The 25,153-nt window shown below is 65.8% G+C and carries 21 protein-coding genes; 10 read left to right on the top strand and 11 right to left on the bottom strand.

The features are described from left to right. Positions 1-47: 47 nt before the first annotated feature. Entirely contained in the window at positions 48-1,331 is a 1,284-nt protein-coding gene (locus tag VGN66_RS11760; RefSeq protein WP_327519002.1) for an acyl-CoA dehydrogenase family protein, read from the bottom strand. A 256-nt stretch (positions 1,332-1,587) separates the two neighbouring features. Here VGN66_RS11760 and VGN66_RS11755 point away from each other — a divergent pair, with 256 nt between their 5' ends. Continuing rightward, positions 1,588-2,832 carry a TetR/AcrR family transcriptional regulator gene (locus VGN66_RS11755; protein ID WP_327519001.1) on the top strand — a complete coding sequence of 415 codons (1,245 nt, stop codon included), beginning with the start codon at positions 1,588-1,590 and terminating at the stop codon, positions 2,830-2,832. 7 nt (positions 2,833-2,839) lie between these two features. Here VGN66_RS11755 and VGN66_RS11750 read toward each other — a convergent pair whose 3' ends face one another. The 7 genes from VGN66_RS11750 to VGN66_RS11720 form a co-directional block, all read right to left on the bottom strand. Continuing rightward, entirely contained in the window at positions 2,840-3,967 is a 1,128-nt protein-coding gene (locus VGN66_RS11750; protein ID WP_327519000.1) for a hypothetical protein, read from the bottom strand. A gap of 55 nt (positions 3,968-4,022) precedes the next feature. Further along, on the bottom strand, positions 4,023-5,141 hold the full coding sequence (locus VGN66_RS11745) for a hypothetical protein (RefSeq protein ID WP_327518999.1): 1,119 nt from the start codon (positions 5,139-5,141) through the stop codon (positions 4,023-4,025). Between the two features lie 73 nt (positions 5,142-5,214). Beyond that, entirely contained in the window at positions 5,215-6,525 is a 1,311-nt protein-coding gene (locus VGN66_RS11740) for an MFS transporter (protein ID WP_327518998.1), read from the bottom strand. A gap of 111 nt (positions 6,526-6,636) precedes the next feature. After that, on the bottom strand, positions 6,637-9,594 hold the full coding sequence (locus VGN66_RS11735; RefSeq protein ID WP_327518997.1) for a TonB-dependent receptor domain-containing protein: 2,958 nt from the start codon (positions 9,592-9,594) through the stop codon (positions 6,637-6,639). Between the two features lie 419 nt (positions 9,595-10,013). Continuing rightward, entirely contained in the window at positions 10,014-11,084 is a 1,071-nt protein-coding gene (locus VGN66_RS11730; protein ID WP_327518996.1) for an acyl-CoA dehydrogenase family protein, read from the bottom strand. Positions 11,085-11,219: 135 nt separating this feature from the next. Continuing rightward, entirely contained in the window at positions 11,220-12,422 is a 1,203-nt protein-coding gene (locus VGN66_RS11725) for an acyl-CoA dehydrogenase family protein (RefSeq protein ID WP_327518995.1), read from the bottom strand. A 216-nt stretch (positions 12,423-12,638) separates the two neighbouring features. Beyond that, positions 12,639-14,162: an MFS transporter gene (locus tag VGN66_RS11720; RefSeq protein WP_327518994.1), complete on the bottom strand. Its 1,524-nt coding sequence runs from the start codon at positions 14,160-14,162 to the stop codon at positions 12,639-12,641. Between the two features lie 382 nt (positions 14,163-14,544). Between VGN66_RS11720 and VGN66_RS11715 the strand changes: the two genes are divergently transcribed. Together VGN66_RS11715 and VGN66_RS11710 are read left to right on the top strand one after the other, a co-directional pair. Further along, entirely contained in the window at positions 14,545-15,762 is a 1,218-nt protein-coding gene (locus VGN66_RS11715; protein ID WP_327518993.1) for a TCR/Tet family MFS transporter, read from the top strand. A 48-nt stretch (positions 15,763-15,810) separates the two neighbouring features. Next, a complete protein-coding gene (locus VGN66_RS11710) occupies positions 15,811-16,515 on the top strand; it encodes a glutathione binding-like protein (protein WP_327518992.1) in 705 nt (234 codons plus the stop codon). Between the two features lie 196 nt (positions 16,516-16,711). Here the strand turns inward: VGN66_RS11710 and VGN66_RS11705 are convergent, their stop codons facing one another. Genes VGN66_RS11705 through VGN66_RS11695 form a run of 3 tightly spaced genes read right to left on the bottom strand, consistent with a single transcriptional unit; the run spans position 16,712 to position 18,260 of the window. Beyond that, entirely contained in the window at positions 16,712-16,858 is a 147-nt protein-coding gene (locus tag VGN66_RS11705; RefSeq protein ID WP_327518991.1) for a DUF2256 domain-containing protein, read from the bottom strand. A gap of 2 nt (positions 16,859-16,860) precedes the next feature. Next, a complete protein-coding gene (locus VGN66_RS11700; protein WP_327518990.1) occupies positions 16,861-17,649 on the bottom strand; it encodes an SDR family oxidoreductase in 789 nt (262 codons plus the stop codon). Further along, positions 17,646-18,260 (bottom strand): glutathione S-transferase family protein, encoded by a 615-nt coding sequence (locus tag VGN66_RS11695; RefSeq protein WP_327518989.1) that lies wholly within the window; start codon positions 18,258-18,260, stop codon positions 17,646-17,648. The genes VGN66_RS11700 and VGN66_RS11695 overlap by 4 nt, the downstream gene beginning before the upstream one ends. Positions 18,261-18,346: 86 nt before the next feature. On the opposite strand from VGN66_RS11695, the gene VGN66_RS11690 reads away from it, so the two are divergent. The 7 genes from VGN66_RS11690 (at position 18,347) to VGN66_RS11660 (ending at position 25,142) form a co-directional block, all read left to right on the top strand. Continuing rightward, positions 18,347-19,873: a class I adenylate-forming enzyme family protein gene (locus VGN66_RS11690; RefSeq protein ID WP_327518988.1), complete on the top strand. Its 1,527-nt coding sequence runs from the start codon at positions 18,347-18,349 to the stop codon at positions 19,871-19,873. Next, the gene (locus VGN66_RS11685; protein WP_327518987.1) at positions 19,870-20,640 is read left to right on the top strand and encodes a thioesterase family protein; all 771 of its coding nucleotides are present in this window, start codon (positions 19,870-19,872) and stop codon (positions 20,638-20,640) included. Before VGN66_RS11690 ends, VGN66_RS11685 begins: the two co-directional genes overlap by 4 nt. Before the next feature lie 282 nt (positions 20,641-20,922). Then, a complete protein-coding gene (locus tag VGN66_RS11680) occupies positions 20,923-21,660 on the top strand; it encodes a hypothetical protein (protein WP_327518986.1) in 738 nt (245 codons plus the stop codon). Between the two features lie 83 nt (positions 21,661-21,743). Beyond that, entirely contained in the window at positions 21,744-22,466 is a 723-nt protein-coding gene (locus VGN66_RS11675; protein ID WP_224922872.1) for a response regulator, read from the top strand. Next, entirely contained in the window at positions 22,463-23,833 is a 1,371-nt protein-coding gene (locus VGN66_RS11670; RefSeq protein ID WP_327518985.1) for a sensor histidine kinase, read from the top strand. The genes VGN66_RS11675 and VGN66_RS11670 overlap by 4 nt, the downstream gene beginning before the upstream one ends. Positions 23,834-23,864: 31 nt before the next feature. Continuing rightward, positions 23,865-24,509, top strand: a complete 645-nt coding sequence (locus VGN66_RS11665) for a hypothetical protein (protein ID WP_327518984.1) — start codon at positions 23,865-23,867, stop codon at positions 24,507-24,509. A 78-nt stretch (positions 24,510-24,587) separates the two neighbouring features. Beyond that, positions 24,588-25,142, top strand: a complete 555-nt coding sequence (locus tag VGN66_RS11660) for a hypothetical protein (protein ID WP_327518983.1) — start codon at positions 24,588-24,590, stop codon at positions 25,140-25,142. Positions 25,143-25,153 lie beyond the last annotated feature (11 nt).

Raw genomic sequence — 25,153 nt, 5'->3', positions numbered from 1 at the left:
AGGGACAGGCCCTCCCCTAACCCCTCCCGCAAGCGGGAGGGGAACTGTCACCGCGTCACCGCCATATCGCCGCTGCTCGGCCGATCCGCCTTGAACTCGCCGTACTTGCCGAACTCCGACCGCGCGATCGCCCGGTTGTGCACCTCATCCGGCCCATCGGCAAAGCGCAGCGTGCGCATGCTCGCCCAGGCACTGGCGAGCGGCGTGTCACCCGACACACCCGCCCCGCCGAACGCCTGAATCGCATCGTCGAGGATCTGCAGCGTCATGCGCGGCCCCATCGCCTTGATCATCGCGATCTCGCCCTGCGCCGACTTGTTGCCCGCCTTGTCCATCATGTCCGCAGCCTTCAGGCACAGCAGGCGCATCATTTCGAGATTCGATCGCGCTTCGGCGACGCGCTGCTCCCAGATCGAATGGTCGGCAATGCGCTTGCCGAACGCGACACGGCTCAACAGGCGCTTGCACATCAGCTCCAGCGCCATTTCAGCGACCCCGATCGACCGCATGCAATGGTGGATGCGGCCCGGCCCAAGCCGGCCCTGCGCGATCTCGAACCCGCGCCCTTCGCCGAGCAGGATATTCTCGACCGGCACGCGGACATTCTCCAGCACCACCTCGCCATGGCCGTGCGGCGCGTGATCATACCCGAACACCGAAAGCATGCGCTCCACGCGAACGCCGGGCGCATCCATCGGCACCAGAATCTGGCTCTGCTGCGAATGGCGCGAGGCGTCGGGGTTGGTCTTGCCCATCACGATCGCGACGGCGCAGCGCGGGTCGCCGACGCCCGACGACCACCATTTGCGCCCGTTGATCACATAATGATCGCCGTCGCGGACCATCGACGTCTGAATATTGGTCGCGTCGGACGAGGCGACGTCGGGCTCGGTCATCAGAAACGCGGAGCGGATTTCGCCATCCATCAGCGGCTTGAGCCAGCGCTCCTTATGCTCACGCGTGCCGTAACGGTGGAGCACCTCCATATTGCCGGTGTCGGGCGCGGAGCAGTTGAACACCTCGCTCGCCCAGCCGGCGCGGCCCATCTCCTCGGCGCACAGCGCATATTCGAGGTTGGTGAGCTGAGTCCCCTCGAACTCGAAGCTGTCATCGACATGGGTCTGGCCCGAATGCGGCGGCATGAAGAAATTCCACAACCCCTGCGCGCGCGCGACCGGCTTCAGCTCCTCGATCACCGGCAGCACCTTCCAGCGCTCGCCCGTGTATACCTGGTCGCGATACTCGTTCTGGCGCGGCGTGATGTGCTGGTCGATGAACCCGCGCACGCGGTCGCGGAAATAAGTCTCGCGCTCCGTCAGCGTGAAATCCATGCGCCCTCTCCTTCTCATTCTCAGTTAGGCGGCACCGGCCCGCTCCCCCACCCGGCCACCCATAACATACAACGCCGTTGGGTGGCCGGGTGGGGGAGCGGGCCGGTGCCGATCCAGCGAAGCTGACAAGGACGTTAGGCCATACCCGATATTCGGTAAAGTGGGGCTGGCCGCATTTTTCCGCTGCGCTTCCCTCTGCATCGCATTGCTGCGCTTTAGGACTGTTCGTTCGAATCAAATTTGCTAATCTAAACGGATGAACGCCGAAGACGCAGCGCCCGAAGAGGCGCGGGGGGAAACAAAACGGTTCCGCGCCAAGCGCGACGCGATCCTCGCGGCGGCGGCGGACGTGATCAACGATCAGAGCGCGAAGGGCATGACCTTCGCGGATGTCGCACAGCGCGTCGGCCTCAACACCACCAGCGTTACCTACTATTTCAAGCGCAAGGAAGACCTGGCGGCGGCGGCATTCGACGTGACGCTCGACCGGCTCGACGCGATGCTGGACGAAGCGCATCGCGAAGCGACGCCCGAAGCCCGCGTCGCGCGCTATCTGTCGATCAACATGGAGCGGCTGGCGCGCATCCATCGCGGCGAGGAAAAGGCGCTGGCGATCCTGTCCGATCTGCGCGCGATGGAGGGTGAACTGCGCACCCGCCTGATGCAGCGCTGGCAGCAGATTTTCCGCAAGACCCGCGCCTTGTGGGGCGATGGCGGCACGCGCGCCGAAACCGATCTGCGCGGCGCGCGCGCGCATGTGCTGCTCGAGAACACCTTCTGGCTTCCGGCCTGGATCACCCGATACGAGGTTGACGAATATTCCCGCGTTGAAAGCCGGCTGATGGACGTGTTTCGCCACGGCATCGCGACACCGGGCGACGTGTGGAAGCCCGCGATGCTCGACCTGATCCATGACGAGGCCGAGCCGGGGCGTGAGGCGTTCCTGCTGGCGGCAACGCGGCTGATCAACGAACTGGGCTATCGCGGCGCATCGGTGCAAAGGATCGCGAGCGAGCTCAACGTCACCAAGGGCAGCTTCTACCACCATCTCGACGCCAAGGACGAGTTGGTGATCGAATGCTACAAGCGCAGCTTCGACCTGATCGCCGACGCGCAACGGCTGGCTGAGGACGGGCCGGGCGACCATTGGCGCAAGCTGACCAGCATCATCGCGACCCTGCTCGACGTCCAGTTCTCCGAACGCGGGCCGCTGCTGCGCACCACCGCGCTGTCGGGCCTGCCCGCGCGCGTGCGCACCGCGCTGATCGACCGCTCGAACCGCATCGCGCGCCGCTATGCCGGAATGCTGTCCGACGGCATCGCCGAAGGATCGATCCGCGCGATCGACCCGCTCGTCGCCAGCCAGACGATGATGGCGCTGCAGAACGCCGCATTCGACATGCGCAAATGGGCCAGCACGATGCCGCGCGACCGCGCGGTGGCCTTCTACGCCTCGACCATCGTGTTCGGGCTGTTCGACGATCGCGTGCTGGAGTTCTGATCGCGGATTACCGGCCCGTGTCTGCTTGTCGGTCGGCCGTCATTTTGGTGATATCGATCAAGTGAAGGCTGACATCACCGGCGCGCAAGCGAATGCGGCTTCCTAACTTCGCTACGTATTTGGAGCGAAGCGTGTACCGCAGAACACGATACATCCCGATATCGCCGGCCCTGCTGTCGAACGGAGAATAGCGGCGTGTCGCGATCTCCTGCAGAATGGGCTTTGCCCAATCACTGTTCTTGATCGGTCTCAGAATCTGCAGATCTGCGATCCGGCCGTCGGGCTGAATCCAGAAGCCGATATCGGCCCACAGGATCTCGCGATTTGAGGAAAAGTGCACCTCTTCGACAACAACCCGGGGCGTGCGTGGTTCACTCATCAATACCGGTTCCGCCGTCCCGGCGCTGCGCAGCGCGGCGATGAACGCCTCGGTCCCGTCGTCCTTTCCGTCGCCCAGCGCGAGGCGCGCCCTCAAGATCGCAAGCGCCTGAGCGAAGACCGGTTCGCTGCCATAATCGCGCTCGAGTTGAACCAGTATTTTGCGCGCTTGGGGCTTGTCCCGCGCTGCGAGCGCAAGCCAGGCGCGGCGAAAGGTCAGCATGCCCGCAAGATCCCGCCGGCCGAGCCGCGCCGCCCGCTCCGCTTCGTCCCGATAGGCCCCGTCCGCGCGCTCCGGTTGCGCCAGCTTCGCCCACATGTCGCCGAGCCGGGCGGAAACGCGGATCGAGGTCGGATGCTCCTCACCCAGCGCCCGGCGCAGGATGGTCACGCTGTTGCGGGTCGCGTTGATGAACGCGGTTTCGTCGCCCTCATGCTCGGCGACGTCCGCGTACGTGGCGTAGAGATCGGAAATCTTGCCCGGCATGACCCGCGCATATTTGGCGTTGCGCGAGACCGCACGACGCAGGATCGATTTGGCGTCATCATACTGGCCGGCAGCGAACGCCTCGGCGCCCGCATCCATTGCCGCATCGACCTCCTCCTCCGGGGGGCATTTCCGCTCGAGGCACCTGTCGAGCGCCGCGCGCCGGCGGCTTGCGATCACCACCACGTCGGCCGCCACGGGGGCTTGGGACGTCGGTTGCTGCTGAACCGCGGCGAGGAGGACGGCCAATACCAACATCGAAGTCTCCATCGCCGGGCCCTCGTGCTCGGCGGCTCGAGGATTGCGAGCTCAGCTCATGCGGCGGTCACGGCGTCGCGCTGACCTCGGTGTGTGCAGCCAATTTGGTGATGTCGACCTGGTGCAGGCTGACTCGTCCCACGCGCTGGCGAATGCGCGTCCCGATATCGACCCTATAGGCCGGGCGCAGCGTATAGCGCTCGACCCGATACACACCCATCGCCCCCACCTCGGCACCCTCGACCGGCGAATAGCGGCGACCGGCGATCTGCTTCAACATGGGGCGCGCCCAGGCGCTCTCCTCCGCCGGTCGCAGGATTTCGCTCCCGGTGGTCGTGCCATCCGGCTGAATCCAGAAACCGATATCGGCCCATAATATGTCGCGGCTGGAACCGAACACCATCGGCTTGTCATCAAACTCGGGATGGCGTGGTTCGCTGATCAGCAACGGATCTGCCATGCCGGCCTGTCGCAGTGCGGCGACGAACGCTTCGGTCCCGTCATCCTTTCCATCACCAAGGGCGAGACGTGCCTTCAGGATCGACAACGCCGGCGTGAACACGGTTTCGCGGCCATATTCGCGTTCGAGTTCGACTGACAGCTTGCGCGCATGCGGCTTGTCGCGCGCCGCCAGCGCCAGCCAGGCGCGCCGGAAGGTCAGCATGCCGGCAAGGTCACGCCGTCCAAACCGCGCCGCCCGCTCCGCTTCGCGCTGATAGGCACCGTCAGCGCGTTGCGCCTGCCCCAGCTTGGCCCACATGTCGCCAAGGCGCGCGGACACCCGGATCGCAGCCGGATGCCCTTCACCCAGCGCCCGGCGCAACACCTTCACGCTGTTTTGGGTCGAGTCGATAAAAGCGGTTTCATCGCCCTCATGTTCGGCGACGTCGGCATAGGTGGCATAAAGGTCGGAAATTTTGACCGGGATGACCTTGGCATATTTGGCGTTGCGCCCAATGGCGAGCCGCAGCGTTTTCTTTGCCTCTTCATAGCGTCCGGCGGCAAAGCTCTCGGCCCCTGCCTCCATCGCGGCCTCGACCTCCTCCTCGGGCGGGCAATTTCGCTCAAGGCAGCGCTTGAGCGCCGCGCCCATGCGGTTGCCGATCACGACGATATCCTGGGTTTCGGCGGGCTTGGGCGCGGGGGCGGCCTGTGGGACGGCCAACATCAAACTCAGCACGATCATACACGCCTCCGTCACCGCTAATACACTGACCCGCAAACGCTAAGTTGCGGGACGGGGCTTGGCAAGGACGGTGTCAGGCGGCAGCCGCCCGGCGCTTCAGCCACACACCCGCACGCCAGTAGTGAAAGATCGCCCACGGCGTGATCCCGGCAAAGATCAACATCGCATAGCGCAGCGAGTCCTCACCATAGGTCGGGTAGAGCGCGTCGCTGAGGCGCCCGACCGCGACCGGGCCGATGCCAAGGCCGACCAGGTTGATGACCAGCAAGGTGATCGCCGCCCACAGCGCGCGCACCTTTTGCGGGGCGAGGCTCTGGATCATCGCGAAGCTGGGGCCGAGATAGCTGTTCTGGAACAGCAGCGCGACGACATAGGCGGCCAGCGCAAGCTGCCAGCTGTCGAGCCAGTAGAACATCAGCGCAAACGGCAGCGCGATGACCTTGAGCAGCGCGACCATATAGCTTTGCGCGTGCATTCCGCGTGTTTTCGCCAGCCAGTCGGCAAGCCGCCCACCGATCAAAGCCGACAATGCGCCGACCACACCCAAAATCGGCGCCACGATCCACGCGATCTCCAGCAGGCTCATGTCCAGCGAGCGCTGCATGTAACTCGGCCCGAACGCGGCGAGGCCATAGCCGATCATCGAGGTCAGCGTGACGCCGAGCACGACGTGCACCGCCGCCTTGTTGGCCCACATTCCGGCAAATGCCTCCCGCAGCGAGGGCATCGCATCGCTCTCCGCGACCTTGACCACGTCGGATAGGCCGCGGCGCGGTTCGACCACGAATTTCCAGACGAAAAAGGCGAGGATAACGCCCGGCAGGCCGACCGCGAGCAGGGCGATGCGCCAGCCATAATAATGCGCAACCGTGCCCCCGATCATCGTGCCGAACGCAGTGCCCAGCACCACGCCCAGCGAATAGATCGCCATCGCGCCGGCGCGCTTTTCGGGCGGATAGAGGTCGGCGATGATCGAGTGGCTCGGCGGGCTCGATCCCGCCTCGCCAATTCCGACGCCGATGCGAAAGATCAGCAGCTGGATGAAATTCTGCGCCAGTCCGCACGCGGCGGTCATCGCGCTCCACACCGTCAGGCTGATCGTGATGATGTTGCGCCGGTTCATTCGGTCGGCAAGCCGCGCGACCGGGATGCCGAGCCCGGCATAGAAGATGGCAAAGGCAAGCCCGGTCAGCATCCCCAGCTGGGTATCGCTGAGCCCGAGGTCCTTCTTGATCAGCTCCTGAAGGATCGCAAGGATCTGGCGATCCATATAGCTGAAGAAATAGGTGATGGTCAGCAACGCGAGCGTGAGGCCGCGGCGCCGGATCGCCCGGTCATCGGCCCCTTCAGGAACGGGACCGTCCGGTGCGGGAATCGTCGCCATCTGAACCTGCTCCTTGTTACGCGCTACGCGACGTCAATTCTTCACGCTCGTCAAACAAAAGCGGAGCCCCGCCGCGTTCCCCGCGCGACGGAGCCCCGAAAGCGACCGGCTTCAGAACTTCGCGCTGACGCCAATCTTGAAGTTGCGGCCCAGCGGATTCCCCACGAACGGCTCGTAGTTGTAATCTTCGCGCGCGAACGGCGGATCCTTGTCGAACAGGTTGTAGATGCTGCCCGACAAGGTGACGCTGTCGGTAATCCCAAACTGGATCGTGAAGTCCACAGTGGTGAAGCTGTCGATGACCGCCCCTTCACTCACCCGCGCGCCGCCCAGTGCCGGGTTGGGACCATAGACACCCGCTGCCGTGGTATCGGCGCGCTGGTCGTACAGCCCGTCGATATAGGTCGCGGTCAGGCGCGCATCGATCGGCCCAGCGCCAAGCTCGAGGAACGCCTGCCCCTTCCATTCGGGCACCGGATAGAGCGTCGTCTGATAGTTGAGCAATCCAACGCCATCATACCCGGCCTGCACCAGCGTGCCTTCGACGAAGATGTCGCTGATCCGGTTCTGAAGCGTGTAGGTGACATTGCCCCCGATCGCGAAGCGCGTGCCGCTGCCCAGCAGGTCGGTGCCGCGATAGCTCGCCATCGCATCGATGCCCTCGTTGGTGATCGACGCGCCATTCTGGTTCTGGGTCCGCACGCGCGAGATCGCGGTACGCGCCGTCGTTGCGGTGCACGGCCCGGTCGAGAAGGTGAAGCGCGCCGCCAGTGCCGTATTGGTGGCACAGGTATTGCCGCCGGTGCTCGGGAACAGAGTGTTGACCATCGAGATCAGCGGATCGGAGACGATCACATCCTCGATATCATAGCGGTAATAGTCGATGCTGGCGCTGAAACCGCCGGCATTGAGCAACACGCCCGCGCCATAGTTTTTCGAGCTTTCCGGCACGAGGTTCGGATTGCCGAACACATCGATCGGGCGGAACGTCGTATCGATGATCTGCAGCGCAGTGATCGATCCCGGCGCCAGCTGGTTGAGCGTCGGCGCACGGAAGGTGGTGCCAAAGCCGCCACGCACCGCCAGCCAGTCGGTCACCTGCCACCGCGCGCGGATCTGCGGGTCGAAGGTCGAGCCGGTCGCACCGCCATAATCCTCAAACCGCGCGGCCAGCTGGAGGTTCAGCGCGTCGAACACCGGCAGCTGCACCTCGCCATACACCGCCCAGACATCGCCGCTCAGGTCATAATCCTGATTGGTGCCGAGGAAGCCGAGCGCGCCAGCTGCGGCGCGGCCACCCGAACAGGCCGCCGCGTTGGTGTTGCCGTTGAGCGGCGTTTCACGGCACGGATTGACCGCCAGGTTGCTCGCCGCGCCATAACGCCCGGTGATCGAGGTATCGCGATACTGCGCGCCGACACCGAACTGCACTTCGCCGCCGGGCAGGCTGACGCCCGTCCCGCCGCTGAGCGAACCTTCGAAAACCATCAACTCGGTCGTGACCCGCGTGTTCGACTTGACGAAGAACCAGTCGGTGAGCTCCTCGCTGTTGCGCGGCCCGTTGGCGACGGGGTTGGTCTGGCCGGTCGACGGGTTGACGGTCACCGCATTGCCGAACGGGTTAAGCCACAGACAGCCATTGGCGCCGGGCGTGGTGCCGCTGCAATTCGGCCCGCCAAAGCCGAGCAGGGCGCGCTGGACGCGGTCACCGAACGAATCGAACCCGTCGGTGTAGCGATAGTAATTATGATAGGTCGCGTTGACGTTGTAGTTCAGCCCGTCCGCCACCTCGCCGCGCAGCTCTGCGGTAAAGCGGCTCGATTCACCCTTGCGCAGGCCGGTCGCCGACCCCGGCGCAAAGTCATTGTCCAGCGTCGACGGGTTGCCGCCGAGCAGGAACGGGCGGAACAGCAAGGTCGGGAACAGCACGCCCGCGCCCGCAGGGGTCGTATTGCTCGCGCGATAGGCGACGAGGCCCGGATTGGCACTCGGCACGAAAAAGCCGCTGTTGAGCAAGGCCGCGAACGGCGCGAACGGCGTTCCCGCGATCGCGACACCCGATGGCGGCTGGGTCAGCAGATAGGATGGCGATGTCAGATAATGGGGAACGGTGGTGCGACCATAGAGCGCAGTCACCTGAAACGTCGTGCTGGCACCGATATCCCATTCGAAGTCGATGAACGCCTGACCGCGCGACTCCTTCTCAACCAGATTGTCATAGGTCGAATATTGGTTGTAGCAGCGCGCATCGGCCCCGACGAACCCGCCGAGCGGGGCGCAGGCGCTGTCCGCCACGATCCCGGTGACCGGCGATCCGGTCGCGCCAAGGAACAGGAAGTTCGCCGGGTTGCCACCGCCGGTCCAGCCACCCTGCGGGTTTTCGGTATAGGGACGGATCGCCCAGTCGCGCTCCTTCGCCATCAGCTGCCCGCGCTGCTGATATCCGCCCGCGACCAGCACGCGGAAATTCTCGCCGACATGGCCGAAGCTGAGCGACACATCGAGATCACCATCCGACCCGTCGATAAAGCGCCAGCTGCCCGAACCCTGGAAGCCGCGCTGGTTGGTCCGCGTGATGAAGTTCACCACGCCCGCGACCGCTTCGGAACCATAGGTCGCCGCCGCGCCGTCCTTCAGCACCTCGACCCGGCCGATCGCGGCCTGGGGCAGCAAGTTGATGTCGACCGACGGGACACCATTGCCCGACGTCGCGAGCCGCTTGGAATTGAGCAGCACCAGCGTGCGCTGCGGGCTGAGCCCGCGCAGGTTCACCGTCGCGATGCCCTCTGCCCCCTGCGAGCGGCTGTCGAACTGGTTGGCATCGCCCAGCGACGCGCTTGAACTCGGCAGCGCCTTGACCAGGTCGAGGACGGTCGGATTGCCCTGCTTGGCCAGCTCCTCGGCGCCGATCACATCGACCGGCAACGCCGCATCTTCAGGGGTGCCGGCGATCAGCGATCCGGTGATGACGATTTCGGATTCCTCGCCGCTGTCCTGCGCGAAGGCCGGCGCTGTTCCGCCGAGGACGAGCGCCGAAAATCCGCACGCCGCCAAAAGCTGCTTCTTCATAGATCCCACTCCCGTTCGGCCGGAACGCTGTGCGGCTCCATACCGTAAACTCGAATAGAACGAGTTCCGCACTTCGGGTCAAGGCGAGAAAAGCGTTGCGAAACGCCACCTATCCTAGAGTGTATCAGGAAAAGCACGCCGCATTGGGTAGTGTAGAAATACCCGAGGGTATGTTGAACCGATCTTCTAAACGACCAATTTTATACCGCAGATGCGAAAAGGGCGCTGCCGCTAACTGCGGAAGCGCCCCGGAGCATGATTGGCTTCTCTTGATCCTCCCCCGCGAGGGGGAGGTGGCACGCGAAGCGTGACGGAGGGGGAGGATGCACGCGGGCAAGAGCGGAAAGGACGCAGCCGCCCTCCCCCTCCGCCGCCTGCGGCGACACCTCCCCCTGGCGGGGGAGGATTACGCCTCGATCCTAAAACCCGCTCAGCCGCGCAAACCGGTCGCGGTGATAGGCAGTGTTGCCCCACATCTGCTCGAGCACGCGCATGCGCTTGAGATAAAATCCGGCATCATATTCGTCGGTCATGCCGATGCCGCCATGCAGCTGGATCAGCTCGCGGCTCATCAGATGGCCGATCTCGTTCGCCTTGCCCTTCGCCAGCGACGCCGCCTGACGCACATCGCCGCCCCGGTCGATCGCGGCGAGGCCTGCCTCGACCGCCGAGCGCATCTGCTCGATCTCGCTGAACAGATTGGCCATGCGGTGCTGCAGCGCCTGGAAGGTTGCGAGGATCTGCCCGAACTGCACGCGCTGTTTGAGGTAGGCGAGCGTGGTGTCGAACGCCTGCCCCGCCATGCCGAGCATCTCGGCGGCGGCGAGCACGGCTGCACGATCGAGCACCGCGTCGAACAGGTCGGCACCGCCCGATGCAAGCTTGTCCGCAGGCGCACCGTCGAACGTCACCTGCGCATGGCTGCGGAAGTCGACCAAGTGACGGCGATCGACCGTCACGCCCTCCCCCGCCTCGACCAGATACAGGCCATCGGTCGCGGCGACGACGAGCAGGCCCGCGCTATCGCCCTCGGCGACGAACGCCTTGGTGCCGCTGAGCTTTCCGCCCTCGACCGAGGCCGCGATGGCCGATGGATCATGCCGCGGCCCTTCATCCACCGCGAGCGTCGCGACCAGTTCACCGCTGGCGATGCGCGGGAGATACTTGTCCTTCTGCGCGTCGCTCCCGCCCAGCAGGATCGCCGAGGCCGCAGCGGCGCTGGCCGCGATCGGGCTGGCGGCAAGCGTCTTACCCAGTTCCTCGATCACAAGGCCAAGGCTCAGCCAGCCGAAATCGCTGCCGCCCTGCGCCTCCGGGATAATCACCCCGGTCCAGCCCATTTCGGCCATCGTCGCATAGGCGGCGGGGTCGTATCCCGCCGCTTCATTGGCATTGCGGATCTTGCGCCATGCGGTGACCGGGCTCTCGTTAGTCGCCCAGTCGCGCGCCATGTCGCGCAGCATCGTCTGTTCTTCAGTCAGAACGGCCATTTTCTTCTCCCTCTCCCCTTTAGGGGAGAGGGCCGGGGAGAGGGGCAGTGTCTCGCGCCGGCCCATTTTGAGGTTTTGTTTCGAGAGGGACTGCCCCTCTCCCAACCCTCTCCCCTGAAGGGGAGAGGGCTATAATCACTGATGATCCAGCATCCCCAGGATGCGCTTGGCGATCACGTTGTTCTGGATTTCGGTCGAGCCGCCATAGATGGTCGTCGCCTTGCCAAAGAGCCATGCGCGCACGCCGTGGATCTGTGCCTCGGTAAAGCCTTCGCCTTCCCAGCCGAGCCCTTCCATCCCCTGGATCTCGATCATCAGCTCGGCGCGTTCCTGGCCCAGCTTGGTGCCGACGGTCTTGAGGATCGACGAAACCTCCGACACGCCGCCACCCTTGCTCTCCGCCTGCACGCGCATCGCGGTGAGCAGGAAGGCGCGCCAGTCCATCTCGAACTTGGCGATGCGGGCGCGCAGATCCGTGTCGGCGATCCGCCCCTCGGCATCGACGCCGCGATATTTCTTGGCGATATCGGCGAGCGACGGGCCGGACATGCGGAACGCGGAGCCGCCGCCCGACAGGTTCGTGCGCTCATGCTGGAGCAGGCGCTTGCCGATCGTCCAGCCCTGCCCTTCCTCGCCGACGCGGTTTTCCTTGGGCACCTTCACATTGGTGAAGAAGGTCTCGCAAAAGGGCGACATGCCGCTGATCATCTGAATCGGCTTCACCTCGACGCCGGGCGAATCCATATCGATCAGCAGAAAGGTGATGCCGCCCTGTTTCTGGGTCTTGTCGGTGCGCACGATGGCGAAGCATTTGTGCGCCCATTGCCCGCCGCTGGTCCAGGTCTTCTGGCCGTTGACGATGTAATGATCACCCTTGTCCTCGGCAAAGGTCTGGAGGTTCGCGAGGTCGGACCCGGCGTTCGGTTCCGAATACCCCTGACACCAGCGCACTTCGCCGCGCGCGATCGCGGGGATATGCTCCTTCTTCTGCGCTTCATTGCCATATTCCAGCAGCGTCGGGCCGAACATCATCACGCCCATGCCGCCGATCGGATTCCACGCCCCGGCGCGGCCCATTTCCTCGGCCAGCACCTTGGCCTGCGCGCGGGACAGGCCACCGCCGCCATATTCGGCGGGCCAGGTCGGGACGCCCCAACCCTTTTCGCCCATCGCCTCGCGCCAGGCGGTCTGTTCGGGGGTCTCGTTGGTCGGCCCCTCGACCGCGGACATGCTATTGTCCTTGCCCTTGAGCGAGGCGGGGAAGTTGGCCGCGAGCCAGTCGCGGACTTCGGTGCGGAAGGTGTCGAGATCGACCCTTACATCCTCCATTACAGACATGTTCTCTCCTCAAAATTCACAACGGGCTGCGGCTCCACGGCGCATTCTTCCGCGACATGTTCACTTGTGTTCACTTTGTGCGAATTCCCTCGACATGTTCGCTTTCGACCATTTCCAGCCTCTCGGCTTTGGGCCGTTTGCATGCACCGTCAAAGCGACTCCCACGACGTTTAATTTGAATTTGCGGTATGGCTTGATGCGCGTCAATACCCCGGATCACCGGACCGGGCCGAGCAGGGCCGAATTGTCCATCTCCACCGCCCGCGCCTGCGCCTCGCGGGCGCGCAGGGCGGCGACATTGGCTTCGTGCTTCGCCTTGGTGATCGGGTAGAAGAACAGGATCAGCGCGCCGAGCGTCCACAGCCCGATCGAACAGGGGATATAGTGGATGACCAGGCTGCGGATCGCCTCGTCCGTGACCTGCCCCGGCACGGGCTTGGCCGGGAAGTCGGACCACACCAGCAGGCGCCCGGCGAGGAAGATGCCGATCGCGGTTGAGCATTGCTGCATGAAGCTGGACGCAGCAAAGAAGGTCCCCGCTTCATGCCGCCCGGTCGTCACCGCACTGTCCTCGACCACGTCGGCGAGCATTGAGCTGGTGTTGATCAGCGAGATCGCGACCATCGCGCCATATAATGCACCAATTGCGAACAGGGTGGGCACCAGCAGCGCGTCGCCCGGCACGAAGAACAGGCCGAGATAGGACAGGTACAGCGGCGACAGCCCGATCGACACGCCGACGACCGCGAACAGCATCGAACTCGCCCGCTTGCCGATCCATCCTGACATGATCGGCGCGAGCGGCGCGGCGATCGTCGCGGCGACCAGGCTGTCGATCGTCAGGATCGCGAGCTGGGTCGCGGTCAGCTCGAACAGATAGGTGCCAAAAAACAGGTTGGTCGCGGCATACAGCCCGATCGCGGAATATTTGAGCACGCCGAACCCGAAGATCGCAAGAAACGCGCGGTTTTTGAGCGCGGTCCCCATCTCGCGCAGATGGCCGAGCAGCGGGGTGCGCTCGGTCCGCACTTCCGCCTGCCGCAGATAGGGGATGCGGTTGTGGGTGCCGATGCCGCAGATCAGGATCACCACAAAAATGGTCAGTGCGCCGGCAATGGCAAAGCCGGGATAGCCGTCCGGATTGAGCTGACCGCGCGGATATTCAGGCGTCGCGGCGAAGAAGGTCAGCAGGCACAATGTGGTGAAGCCATAGGTGCCGGCATAGCCGAACCACCAGCGCAGCGAGAACAGCCGGGTGCGCTCGCGATAATCGTCGGTCATCTCCGGCGTCATCGCCGAGGTCGCGATCTCGAACGCGCTGATCGACATGCGGGTGAGCGAGGCGGTGGCGAAGATCCACACCCCCATCTGGAAATCGGTGAGGCCAGCCGGCGGGAACCAGGCGAGCAGGAAGAACAGCGCGGTCGGAAGCGCCGAGCCATAGATGAACGGGTGGCGGCGGCCCCAGCGGCTGCGCGTGAGGTCCGACCAGCGCCCGATCAGCGGGTCCGCGACCGCATCGACCAGCAGCGTCAGCGCGACCGCAGCGGAGACGATCCCCGCCGGTACGCCGATGATCTGGCTGTAGAAAAACAGCAGATAGGTGGTGAAGGCGGCATTCTTGATGCCGTTGGCGATCGCGCCCGAACCATAGCTGATCCGCGTGCCGAAGGTGATCGGCGGGGTCCCAGACACACGCGCTCGTTCGACCGGCACGGCTCCACCAAGCGTCGTCGCCATCTACATCCCTCCATCGACCGTCTGCTGCGGCTGTTTAGAAGGTGCGGTATGGATGACGTTACGTCAAGCCGGGATCGAGAAGCGAACATGTCGCCGCCCAGGGGTGAAAATCACCGGAAGCGAACATGTCGCGTGACTTCGCGCCATTTGTCGCAAAGCCCGCAGGACATTTGCCCAGCGGGAATGATAGCAAGTCCATCCCAATGACGAACAGTGCGCGCCTTACCCATTTCGTCGCCCCGAGCTTGACCCGTGGCAAGGCTTCTTACGGGGAAGGCAGCCTGGTCCCGGCTCAAGGCCGGGACGACGAGGGGGTGGAGCGATGCGCTTCCGTGTCACCGCGATCGATCGTACAAGAAAGCCCAAAGCGGGGGACAGGCGCATGAAGTTCGGGCATCGCGCGGTTCCGATCGCGCTGGCGGCGGTGTTGATCGATGCGATTGGGTTCGGGATCGTCATTCCGGTGCTGCCGACGCTGATCGTCGAATTGAGCGGGGCGACGCTGACCGATGCGACGCGGATCGGCGGGGCGCTGGCGATCGTGTTTGCGCTGGCGCATTTCTTTGCCGCGCCGATACTGGGCAATCTGGGCGACCGGTATGGGCGGCGGCCGGTGATCCTGGCGGCGATGCTGATCTTTGCAGTCGATTATGCGCTGATGGCGTTCGCGCCGACGATTGCGTGGCTGTTCGCCGGGCGGCTGATCGCGGGGATTGCCGGAGCGGTGTATGGCCCGGCCAATGCGATCCTGGCCGACGTGACCCCGCCGGAAAAGCGCGGCGCGACATTCGGCCTGATGGGCGCCGCGTTCGGGATCGGGTTTGTCGTCGGCCCGGCGATCGGCGGGCTGCTCGCGGGCTTTGGTCCGCGCACTCCGTTCATGGTGGCGGCGGCGCTGGCGGCGATCAACGCCACCTGGATTTTCTTCATCCTGCCCGAGACGCTGGCGCCCGAGCATCGCCGCGCCTTTTCATGGAAGCGTGCCAATCCGCTCGGCACCTTCCGCCCGCTGTTCGCGATGAAGGGCGCGCTGCCGCTGCTCGCCGTCGCGTTCATCTGGCAGCTGGCGCATCAGGTGTATCCGGCGACCTGGGCATTCTATGCCGAGCTGGCGCATGGCTGGGACAGCCGCGCGATCGGCTGGTCGCTGGCGGCGTCGGGCACGGCGATGGCGCTGACTCAGATTTTCGTGACCGGGCGCGCGATCGCCAAGCTGGGTGAGGCGAAGACGCTGATGATCGGGCTGATCGTCGGCACGATCGCCTATGCCGCCTATGGCTTCGCGACGCAGGGGTGGCAGGTGTACGTAATCCTGATGTTCGGCGCGTTGCAGATGCTCGCCTACCCCTCGCTCAACGCGATGCTGAGCCAGCGGGTCGATGCCGCCAATCAGGGCGCGCTGCAGGGTGGGATGGCGAGCATTGCCAGCATCGCCGCGATCCTGGGTCCGCTGAGCCTGACGCAGACCTTGGCCTACGGCGCCGAGCATGGCTTTCCGGGCGCCGCCTTTGCGCTGGCAGCGGTGATGACGACGGTCGCGGCGGGGATCGTGCTTGTCTTCGTGCTGCGGCGGACGCGCGCGGCGGAGCCGGTTGCGTAAGTTGCGGGCGACCCCATCTGTGCGGCTTCACGCTGGAGACCCGCGCTCATGATCGACCTGCATTACTGGCCCACGCCGAACGCCCACAAGATCACGCTGTTCCTGGAGGAGGCCGGCCTCCCCTACTCGATCGTGCCGGTGAACATCGGGCAGGGCGAGCAGTTCAAGCCCGATTTCCTGAAGATCGCGCCGAACAACCGCATGCCTGCGATCGTCGACCATGATCCGGTCGATGGCGGCGAGGCGATCAGCGTGTTCGAGAGCGGGGCGATCCTGCTGTACCTCGCCAACAAGACCGGGTGCTTCTTTGGCCCCGAACAGCGCGACAAGATCGTGCAGATGCAGTGGCTGATGTGGCAGATGGGCGGCCTTGGCCCGATGGCGGGGCAGAACCACCATTTCAACCGCTATGCGCCCGAGCAGATTCCGTATGCGCAGAAGCGTTATATCGACGAGACCAACCGGCTGTACGGCGTGCTCGACCGCCAGCTCGCTGGGAAGCCGTTCGTCGGGGGCGAGGAGTATTCGATCGCGGACATGGCGATCTATCCGTGGATCGTGCCTTATGAAGCGCAGAGCCAGAATCTCGACGATTTCGCGCATGTGAAGCGCTGGTTCGAGGCGGTCGCCGCACGGCCGGCGACGGTGCGCGCCTATGCCAAGGGCGAGGAAGTGCGGCCGGGGAATCCGGTGATGACCGATGAGCAGAAGAAGGTGCTGTTCGGGCAGACTGCGGCGGTGACGAAGGGGTGAGTCAAAATTCCTCCCCGGAACGGGGAGGTGGCAGCGCGCAGCGCTGACGGAGGGGGCCCGCGTCACCGGACTCCTTTGCCTCGGGCCCCCTCCACCACCCGCTGCGCGGGCGGTCCCCCTCCCCGTTCCGGGGAGGATTTAGAAGACCCTCACCCAACCCTCTCCCGCACGCGGGAGAGGGCTAAGAAGAGGGGCCTCAGCCCTTTGCTGGCCCCGCCGCGCGGCAGCGGTCGGAGCAGTATTTGACGGTTTCCCAGTCGCGTTCCCATTTCTTGCGCCACGCGAACGGGCGCGCGCAGGCGACGCAGATCTTGGTCGGGAGATTGAGCTTCTTGTGCGCCAAGTTCAGCCTTTTCCGGGTCGTCGCGATAGTCCGACGTCGAGATGGGCGCCGGCGTCGAGCAGCACAACCTCTCCGGTGATGACGCGGCTGGCGGGGTCGAGCAGGTTGACGATCGGCCCGGCAATATCCTCGGCATGGGCGGCCATCTGCATCGGGGTCTGGCTGGCGATGAAGGCTTCGAACTTGTCGAACGCTTCGGGCGTCATCCGCTCGCTGAACCAGCCGGTGCCGACATAGCCGGGCGCGACGGCGTTGACGCGGATCGCGGGGGCGAGGACGCGGGCGAGGCTTTTGGTCATCGTCGCCAGTGCGCCCTTTGACGCGGCATAGGCGACCGAGGAGCCGTTGCCGAACACGCCCGCGACCGAGGCGATGTTGACCACCGCGCTCGCTGGCCCTTCGCGCATGGCGGGGGCGCAGGCGCGGATCATCTGGAACGGCGCGATGGTGTTGAGCCGGTAGATGTCGAGGAAATCGTCGGCGGTCAGCGCTTCCAGGTCCTCGTGATTGGCGAATTTGGTCTTGCCGGCATTGTTGACGAGCAGGTCGATGCGGCCGAATGCCTCCGTCGCCGCAGCGGCGAGCGCGCGGCACTGGGCGTCGTCGGCGATGTCGGCCTGAACCGCGATCGATCCGTTGCCGAGTTCCGCCGCCATCGCCTCGGCCGTGTCGCGGCTATTGGCATAGTTGATGACGCAGCGCACGCCGCGCGCTGCGAGCCGCCGGACCACCGCTGCGCCGATGCCGGTGCCGCCACCGGTGACGATGGCGGCCATGCCCTCCATGGTCATGCAGCGGCGCTCGCGCGCGCGGTGACGCGGCGGTGCCAGTCGTTGAGGCGGGTGTGCTCCTCGGCGATCGTCAGGCCGATGAAGGTGCCGAAATCGATGGTGGTGAGCAGCAGGATATCGGCCATCGTGTAGCGTTCGCCCGCGACGTACGGGGTTTCGCCGAGCGCTTGGTCGAACAGCGCGTGGGCGCGGGCGACGAGCGTGCGGTTGCTCTCGCCGAACTCCTTATATTGGTGCGGCACGACGCGCGCGGTGAAGGGGTGGGTGTGGATCCAGATCATGCCGGTCGGGACCATCAGGCGCAGCTCGACGCGGCGGCTCCACATTTCGACCTGGGCGATTTCGGTCGGGGTGCTGCCGAACAACGGCGGTTCCGGGTGCAGTGCTTCGAGATAGCGGCAGATTGCGACGCTTTCGGACAGGCAGGTTCCGTCATCGGTTTGCAGCGCTGGCGTCTGGCCGAGCGGGTTGATCGCCTTGAACTCGTCGCTCTTATGCTCGCCCTTCAGGATCGACACATCCTGCGTCGGCAGGGTGATCCCCTTTTCCGCGGCAAAGATGCGGACGCGGCGGGGATTGGGGGCGGGCATCGCCGAATCGTAGAACAGCATCGACCTCTCCTCGTCATTTTTCGAAGATCGCGTATGGCAGCGAATGGCGGTTTCGCATAGCAGTTGATGCGAATCGAGGAGTGGGGATGCAGACAGCGGCGGAAATCCTGGCCGGGCCGTTCGGGACACTGCCCGAGCTTATCGCCGCGCATGCGCGCGAGCGGGCGGACAAGCTGGCGGTGGTGCATGGCGACGATGCGCTAAGCTATGCGCAGCTCGATGCGCGAATGGATGCGATCGCGGCGGCGTTGCAGCGTGACGGGCTGGTGCGCGGACAGGCGGTGGCGATCGTCGGGGCGATGGGCGTCGATTATGCCGCGATCTTTCTGGGTGCGATCTGCGCGGGCGGGGCGCCGGCGCCGATTGCGCCGTCCTCCACCGGGGACCAGATGGCGGCGATGATTGGCGACAGCGGCGCGGGGGTGGTGTTCCTCGACGCGGATGCTGCGGCGACGCTGGGAGATCGGGAGGTAGCGGCGCGGCGGGTGATGCTGGACCCTGAGGCAGTGGATGCGTGGCTGGCGGGCGCGGGGGCGCCCTCCCCCGTCGAACTGCGGCCCGAGGATCCGTTCAACATCATCTATTCGAGCGGCACGACGGGCACGCCCAAGGGGATCGTCCAGCCGCATGCGATGCGCTGGGCGCATGTCGCGCGCGGCGATGCGGCGGGCTTTGCCGAGGCGGTGACGATGATCGCGACGCCGCTGTATTCGAATACGACATTGGTCAGCTTCATCCCGACGCTCGCCTGGGGCGGGACGGCGGTGCTGCTCGGCAAGTTCGATGCGCGCGGGTTTCTGGAGGCTGCGGAGCGGCATCGCGGGACGCACGCGATGCTGGTGCCGGTGCAATATCAGCGGATCATGGCGCTGCCCGATTTCGATGCGTTCGACCTGGCGAGCTTTCGGCTGAAGACCTGTACCAGCGCGCCCTTTTCCGCCGCGCTCAAGGCCGATGTCGTGGCGCGCTGGCCGGGGCTGCTGGTCGAATATTATGGGATGACCGAGGGGGGCGGCACCTGCATCCTCAACGCGACCGCGCATCCCGACAAGCTGCACACGGTCGGCCAGCCCGCGCCGGGGCATGACATCCGCCTGATCGACGAGGACGGCCGCGAGGTTGCGCAGGGCGAGATGGGCGAGGTGGTCGGGCGCAGCGGGGCGATGATGTCGGGCTATCACGGGCGCAAACAGGCGACGTCGGAGGCGGAGTGGTTCGACTCGGATGGCAATCGCTTCATCCGCCATGGCGATGTCGGGCGGTTCGATGACGACGGCTTCCTGATCCTGATGGACCGCAAGAAGGACCTGATCATCTCGGGCGGGTTCAACATCTATCCGAGCGATCTGGAGGCGGAGCTGCGCCAGCATCCCGACGTGCGCGATTGTGCCGTGGTTGGCGTGCCGTCGGAGCAATGGGGCGAGACGCCGGTGGGGTTCTATGTCCCCGGCGACGCGACCCCGGCGGGGGAGATATTGGCGGCGGTCAATGCTGGCCTTGGCAAGACTCAGCGGCTGAGCGACCTGATCGTGATCGACGAATTGCCGCGCAGTGCGATCGGCAAGGTGCTGAAGCGCGAATTGCGCGACCTGTATGTGGAGAACCGCCCATGACTTCGCTTATCGACCTGCTGGCATCGGCGCAGCGTACCGAGACGGGTTTCGAGAGTGAGATCCCGGCGAACTGGCTGCAGGGGCGCACCGCTTATGGCGGGCTGTCCTCGGCGTTGGCGCTGGCGGCGGCGAAGCAGGTTGAGCCGGATCTGCCGCCGCTGCGGTCGGCGCAGGTGGCGTTTGTCGGGCCGCTCGCCGGACCGGTGACGGTTAGCGCGACCAAGCTGCGGCGTGGGCGCAATGCCGCGTTCATTCAGGCGGATATCGTCAGCGAGGCGGGGCTGGGGCTGCGCACGACGTTCGTGTTCATGGCGCAGCTGGAGTCGGCAATCGACCATGACGGCACCGCCGCCGCGCGCCATGCGCCGCCGCCCGCGGATGCCGAGCTGTACACCGGGCCGAAGGAGTTCTTCACCGGCAATTTCAACTTCTTCGACCTGAAGGCCGACACCCGCCCGACGCAGTGGCTGCGCTGGGGGCGGCTGATCGACCGGGCGGGGCTGGACCCGGAGGTCGAGCTGATGGCGCTGGGCGACGCGCTGCCGCCCGCAGCGTTCAGGCTGTTCGCCAAGATGACGCCGCTGTCGTCGCTGACCTGGCAGGTCAACATCCTCCAGCCCGCACCGGTGACCCGCGACGGCTGGTGGCTGCTGGAGGCCGAGACCGACAGCGCACGCAACGGCTATTCGAGCCAGACGATGCGGATGTGGGATGCGGACGGGAAGCTGGTGGCCGAGGGTACGCAGGGCGTGGCGATTTTCGGGTGAGCCAATCCTCCCCCAGCTTGCCTGGGGGAGGTGGCATCGCGAAGCGATGACGGAGGGGCCGCCCTCGCAGAGGGTGGAGTTTTGCCGAGATGTTCACGGCCGTCTGCGCGGCCGCCCCTCCACCACCCGCTGCGCGGGCGGTCCCCCTCCCCTGCTGCGCAGGGGAGGAATTGAGATCGACACAATTTGCGACAACTTCCCCGCGCGCTGACAAATGGCTGCGACAGGCGGGGTTCAGAAGGGCATCACTGCGGCGCCCCCTGCCGCGTGACAGGAGCCCGTATGAAGAAATTTCTCACCACCGCCGCGATCGGCGCGATGCTGACCGCGGGCGCCGCGGTCGCGATGCAGGGCCAGGCCCCCACCCCGCCCAAGGCGCCGGTGTCCAAGGCTGAGATGCTCGCCCGCGCCGATGCGCGGTTCGACCGGCTCGACACCAACAAGGACGGCCAGCTCAGCGCGGAAGAGCGCAAGGCCGGCATGGACGCCGCACGCTCGGCCCAAAGTGAAAAATCTGGGGCCGAGAAGAAGGGCGGCGAGCTGCAGGACTTCATGCCCGGCGGTCGTCGCGGCGGTGGCGGCATGGGCGAGCGGATGATGGCGCGCGTCGACACCAATGGCGACGGCATGATCAGCAAGGCGGAAAACCGCGCGATGGTCGAGGCACGCTTTGCCCGGATGGACGCCGACAAGGACGACATGGCCGAGGCCGGTGAAGGCCGCAAGGGCTGGGGCAAGCGCGGTGAAGGCCGGGGCGGCAAGGCCAAGGGCATGCGTGGCGGTCGCGGTGGCGGCGCGGGCATGATGATGGCGGACACAAACAAGGACGGCGCGATCAGCAAGGCCGAGTTCGACGCGCAGTCGGCACAGCGTTTCGCCAAGCTCGACATCAATAGCGACGGCAAGATCGACGCAACCGAGATGCAGGCGCAGCGTGAGAAGGCACGCGACAAGATGAAGAAGATGCGCGAGCGCCGCGGAAACACCCCGCCGCCCCCGCCCTCCCCCCAGGGCGCGTGACGGCGATGCCGGGCGGGTTTGACGACCTCCTCCGTGCCCGCCCGGCACTTCCCGAGCGGGCGGAATCTGCTAACTCCAACGAGATGACCAACGAGACCCCGCATTTGCTGCTCGTCGATGACGAGCGTTCGATCCGTGAGCCGCTGGCGCAATATCTGACCAAGCAGGGGTTTCGCGTGACCCAGGTCGGCGATGCCGAGGCGGCGCGGACGCGGTTGTCGGCTTATTCGATCGACCTGGTGGTGCTCGACATCATGATGCCGGGCGAGGATGGGCTGAGCCTGTGCCGCCATATCCGCGCGACCAGCGAAGTGCCGGTGATCCTGCTGACCGCCAAGAGCGAGGAGACCGACCGCATCGTCGGCCTTGAAATGGGCGCGGACGATTATGTCGTGAAGCCCTTTTCTCCGCGCGAACTGGCGGCGCGGATCAAGGTGGTGCTGCGCCGGATGCAGGCGGGCGGCACGCGCCAGCACGCCCCCGAGAGCGGCAGCTATGCCTTTTCGGGCTGGGTGCTCAAGACCGGCGAGCGCGCTTTGGTGGGCCGCGATGGCGTGTCGGTGCCGCTGTCGACCGGCGAGTATAATCTGCTGCTGGCGCTGGTGATGCGTCCGCGCGCGGTGCTGACGCGCGATCAGTTGCTCGACCTGACGCAGGGGCGCGAGGCCGCGGCGTTCGACCGCGCGATCGACAATCAGGTCAGCCGGCTGCGCAAGAAGATCGAGCCGGACGCCAAGACCCCGACGCTGATCAAGACCGTGTGGGGCGGCGGCTACACGCTGGCGAGCGACGTCACCAAGCTGTGAAGCGCCCCCATGTCCTCAAGCGGCTGATCCCGAGCAGCCTGACCGGGCAGATCGCCCTGCTGGTCGCGCTTGCGCTGTTCGTCGCGCAGGCGATCAATTTCGGCCTGATCCTGCGCGAACGGCGGATGCTGCGTTTCGAACAGGTGACCGCACCCGCGATCACGCGCGTCGTCGATGCCGCCGAGCGCATTCGCGACGGGCGCTTTCGCGACCCCCCCGATGGCCGCAAGGCGCGACTGCGGCTGGAGCCGACCAATCCGATTCCGGCCGGGCTGCGCAGCAAGCCCGAGGTCGAGGAAGGCATCCGCCTGTCGCTCGCCGAGGCGGGGATTCCAGTCGGGCGGATCATCACCGGGGTGCGCAAGCTGTCCGCGACCGACCCGCGCTTTGCCCGGATGAATGCGATGCGCGCCGAACGGCTGAAGCGGCTGGGCGGAGAGATGATCGTTGCGGTCGAACTGCCCGGCAAGGGCTGGCTGGTGCTGACATCGGCGTGGCCGCGCAGCGATGTCGACATCATCTGGCGGCTGATCCTGCAGACGCTGATCATCTATGGCGTGGTGCTGGTGCCGGTGCTGTGGGTCGGCGCACGCGTAAACCGGCCGCTGCGCTCGCTCGCCGATGCGGCGCGCGGGTTCAGCCCGGGTGCCGCGCCCGCGCCGATCGAGGAGCGCGGGCCGGGTGATGTGCGCGCGGTGATTGCCGCGCACAATTTGATGCGCAGCCGCGTCACCGCGATGCTGGATGAGAAGGACCAGATGCTCGGCGCGATCGGGCATGACCTGCGCACGCCGCTCGCCGCGCTGCGCGTGCGGATCGAGTCGGTCGATGACGAAGAAGACCGCGCGCGGATGGCCGACACGATCGACGAGATGAACCGCACGCTCGACGACATTCTCAGTCTAGCGCGGCTGGGGCGGCCGAGCGAGCAGCCGACCGAGACCGATTTGTCGGCGCTGATCGACGCGGTGGTCGATGATTTCCGCGATCTGGGCGCGCAGGTCGAGTATGAGGATGGCCACCGGCTGACCCGCCGCATCCGCCCGTCGCTGATGCGGCGCGCGCTGCGCAATTTGATCGAGAACGCGATCAAATACGGTGGCGGGGCCGAAGTGACGCTGAGCCATGACGCGAGCGGCGTGCGGATCGAGGTCGCCGATCGCGGCCCCGGCATTCCGCCCGAGCAGATCGCGGCGGTGTTCGATCCGTTCACCCGGCTCGACCCGTCGCGCAACCGCACCACCGGCGGCGTCGGCCTTGGCCTGACGCTCGCGCGGGCGATCGTGCGCGAGGCTGGGGGCGACATCACGCTGGCCAACCGCGACGGCGGCGGGCTGTGCGCGACGATCACGCTGCCGGGGCGGTGACGCCGCGTGTCCGGCAGGGTAAGGTCGCGCCATGACCGAAACCCCGCCCGACACGAATGAGGATCAGGCCGAGAAGGCCGAGAAGCAGGCGATCCGGCGCCGCTGGCTGACGATCGGCGAGTTGGTGGCGGTCGCGGGCGTGGTGATCGCCGGGCTGACGCTGTGGAATGGCTGGTCCGAACGCCGCGACGCCGCCGCGACGCGCGTTGCCGAACAGGCAGCGGCGCGGGCGCAGGCCGAGGCGACCCGCCGGCGCGTCGGGCTGATCGCGACCGATGCCGGCGGCGACACGCTGGCGTTCAAGGGGATCGAATGCGCCCTGCAGGCGACCGACATCCGGTTTCCCAAGGCCTTGGGCGTCGAGCCGCAATTCACCGTTACGGTGCATGAAATTCAGGCCGGCTGGATTGCCAAACCGTTGCTGGCGCTGACCGATGGCGGTGCGGATCGGCGGCGCGGTCGCCTGCCGATGCTGATCGAAAGCCGCTGTGACGGCGCGGGTGGCCCGCGGCTGGAGCGCGCGATTTACGATCTGGTGTGGGAAACCGAGCCCGGGCTGTTGGGCAGATCGCTGAAACTGCGCGGACTGGTCCTGCGTGAGGACAAGGTTGGCAAGGACGCCGATGCGCGCCTGAACGCGCTGTGGAGCAGGCCAGAGGCGCAGCCGCGCGGATAGGTTAGCCGACGACGATCGCGACCGTCGCATTGACAAGCTACCCTCCGCGCCCGACCAAACGGGTCGGGGGGACATGATGTGAGCGGTTTCGAGTTCATCTTTTCGCTGTTCGGGCTGATACTGGGCCTGGCGCTGGCCGAGGGGTTGGGCGGGTTGACCCGCGCGATCAAGGCACGGGGGATCCGGACGATCGGCTGGTCGACCGGGCTGCTCGGCCTGTTCGTGTCGTGCGACGTGGTGACGTTCTGGATGTATGGCTGGGCGATGCGCGACCAGCTGCCACTGAGCTGGCCGGTGATGTTCGGCGGGTTTGTGGTGACCGCGGTCTATTATGTCTCAACGGCGCTCGTGTTCCCCGACGCGGTCGATCGCGACAGCGACCTCGACGCGCATTTCGAGCGGAATTACCGCACGGTGATGGGTGGGCTGCTGTTCTGCAACGTGGTGCTGCTCGGACTGGTCTTTGCGCTGCTCTCCCCCACGCTCGACCTGCGCAGCGCGATCCTGAGCATGTCCTTCTTTCCGGTCAGCCTGATCGCGATTCTGGTGCGCAAGCGGCCGGTGGTGATCGCATGCCTGATCTGGCTGATCGCGCTCTATCCCGCCTCCGCGGTGTGGCACTGGTCTGCTTGATTCTCCCCAAA

Source organism: Sphingomonas sp. (genome assembly GCF_035998645.1).
Classification (GTDB): Bacteria; Pseudomonadota; Alphaproteobacteria; order Sphingomonadales; family Sphingomonadaceae; genus Sphingomonas.
This window is presented reverse-complemented; position numbering and strand designations above follow the sequence as displayed.

What these genes read in the sequence shown, in the direction of transcription:
- VGN66_RS11760 (WP_327519002.1), bottom strand. Translation starts at nt 1,331, where the DNA reads ATGGATTTCACGCTGACGGAGCGCGAGACTTATTTCCGCGACCGCGTG.
- VGN66_RS11755 (WP_327519001.1), top strand. Translation starts at nt 1,588, where the DNA reads ATGAACGCCGAAGACGCAGCGCCCGAAGAGGCGCGGGGGGAAACAAAA.
- VGN66_RS11750 (WP_327519000.1), bottom strand. Translation starts at nt 3,967, where the DNA reads ATGGAGACTTCGATGTTGGTATTGGCCGTCCTCCTCGCCGCGGTTCAG.
- VGN66_RS11745 (WP_327518999.1), bottom strand. Translation starts at nt 5,141, where the DNA reads ATGATCGTGCTGAGTTTGATGTTGGCCGTCCCACAGGCCGCCCCCGCG.
- VGN66_RS11740 (WP_327518998.1), bottom strand. Translation starts at nt 6,525, where the DNA reads ATGGCGACGATTCCCGCACCGGACGGTCCCGTTCCTGAAGGGGCCGAT.
- VGN66_RS11735 (WP_327518997.1), bottom strand. Translation starts at nt 9,594, where the DNA reads ATGAAGAAGCAGCTTTTGGCGGCGTGCGGATTTTCGGCGCTCGTCCTC.
- VGN66_RS11730 (WP_327518996.1), bottom strand. Translation starts at nt 11,084, where the DNA reads ATGGCCGTTCTGACTGAAGAACAGACGATGCTGCGCGACATGGCGCGC.
- VGN66_RS11725 (WP_327518995.1), bottom strand. Translation starts at nt 12,422, where the DNA reads ATGTCTGTAATGGAGGATGTAAGGGTCGATCTCGACACCTTCCGCACC.
- VGN66_RS11720 (WP_327518994.1), bottom strand. Translation starts at nt 14,162, where the DNA reads ATGGCGACGACGCTTGGTGGAGCCGTGCCGGTCGAACGAGCGCGTGTG.
- VGN66_RS11715 (WP_327518993.1), top strand. Translation starts at nt 14,545, where the DNA reads ATGAAGTTCGGGCATCGCGCGGTTCCGATCGCGCTGGCGGCGGTGTTG.
- VGN66_RS11710 (WP_327518992.1), top strand. Translation starts at nt 15,811, where the DNA reads ATGATCGACCTGCATTACTGGCCCACGCCGAACGCCCACAAGATCACG.
- VGN66_RS11700 (WP_327518990.1), bottom strand. Translation starts at nt 17,649, where the DNA reads ATGACCATGGAGGGCATGGCCGCCATCGTCACCGGTGGCGGCACCGGC.
- VGN66_RS11695 (WP_327518989.1), bottom strand. Translation starts at nt 18,260, where the DNA reads ATGCTGTTCTACGATTCGGCGATGCCCGCCCCCAATCCCCGCCGCGTC.
- VGN66_RS11690 (WP_327518988.1), top strand. Translation starts at nt 18,347, where the DNA reads ATGCAGACAGCGGCGGAAATCCTGGCCGGGCCGTTCGGGACACTGCCC.
- VGN66_RS11685 (WP_327518987.1), top strand. Translation starts at nt 19,870, where the DNA reads ATGACTTCGCTTATCGACCTGCTGGCATCGGCGCAGCGTACCGAGACG.
- VGN66_RS11680 (WP_327518986.1), top strand. Translation starts at nt 20,923, where the DNA reads ATGAAGAAATTTCTCACCACCGCCGCGATCGGCGCGATGCTGACCGCG.
- VGN66_RS11675 (WP_224922872.1), top strand. Translation starts at nt 21,744, where the DNA reads ATGACCAACGAGACCCCGCATTTGCTGCTCGTCGATGACGAGCGTTCG.
- VGN66_RS11665 (WP_327518984.1), top strand. Translation starts at nt 23,865, where the DNA reads ATGACCGAAACCCCGCCCGACACGAATGAGGATCAGGCCGAGAAGGCC.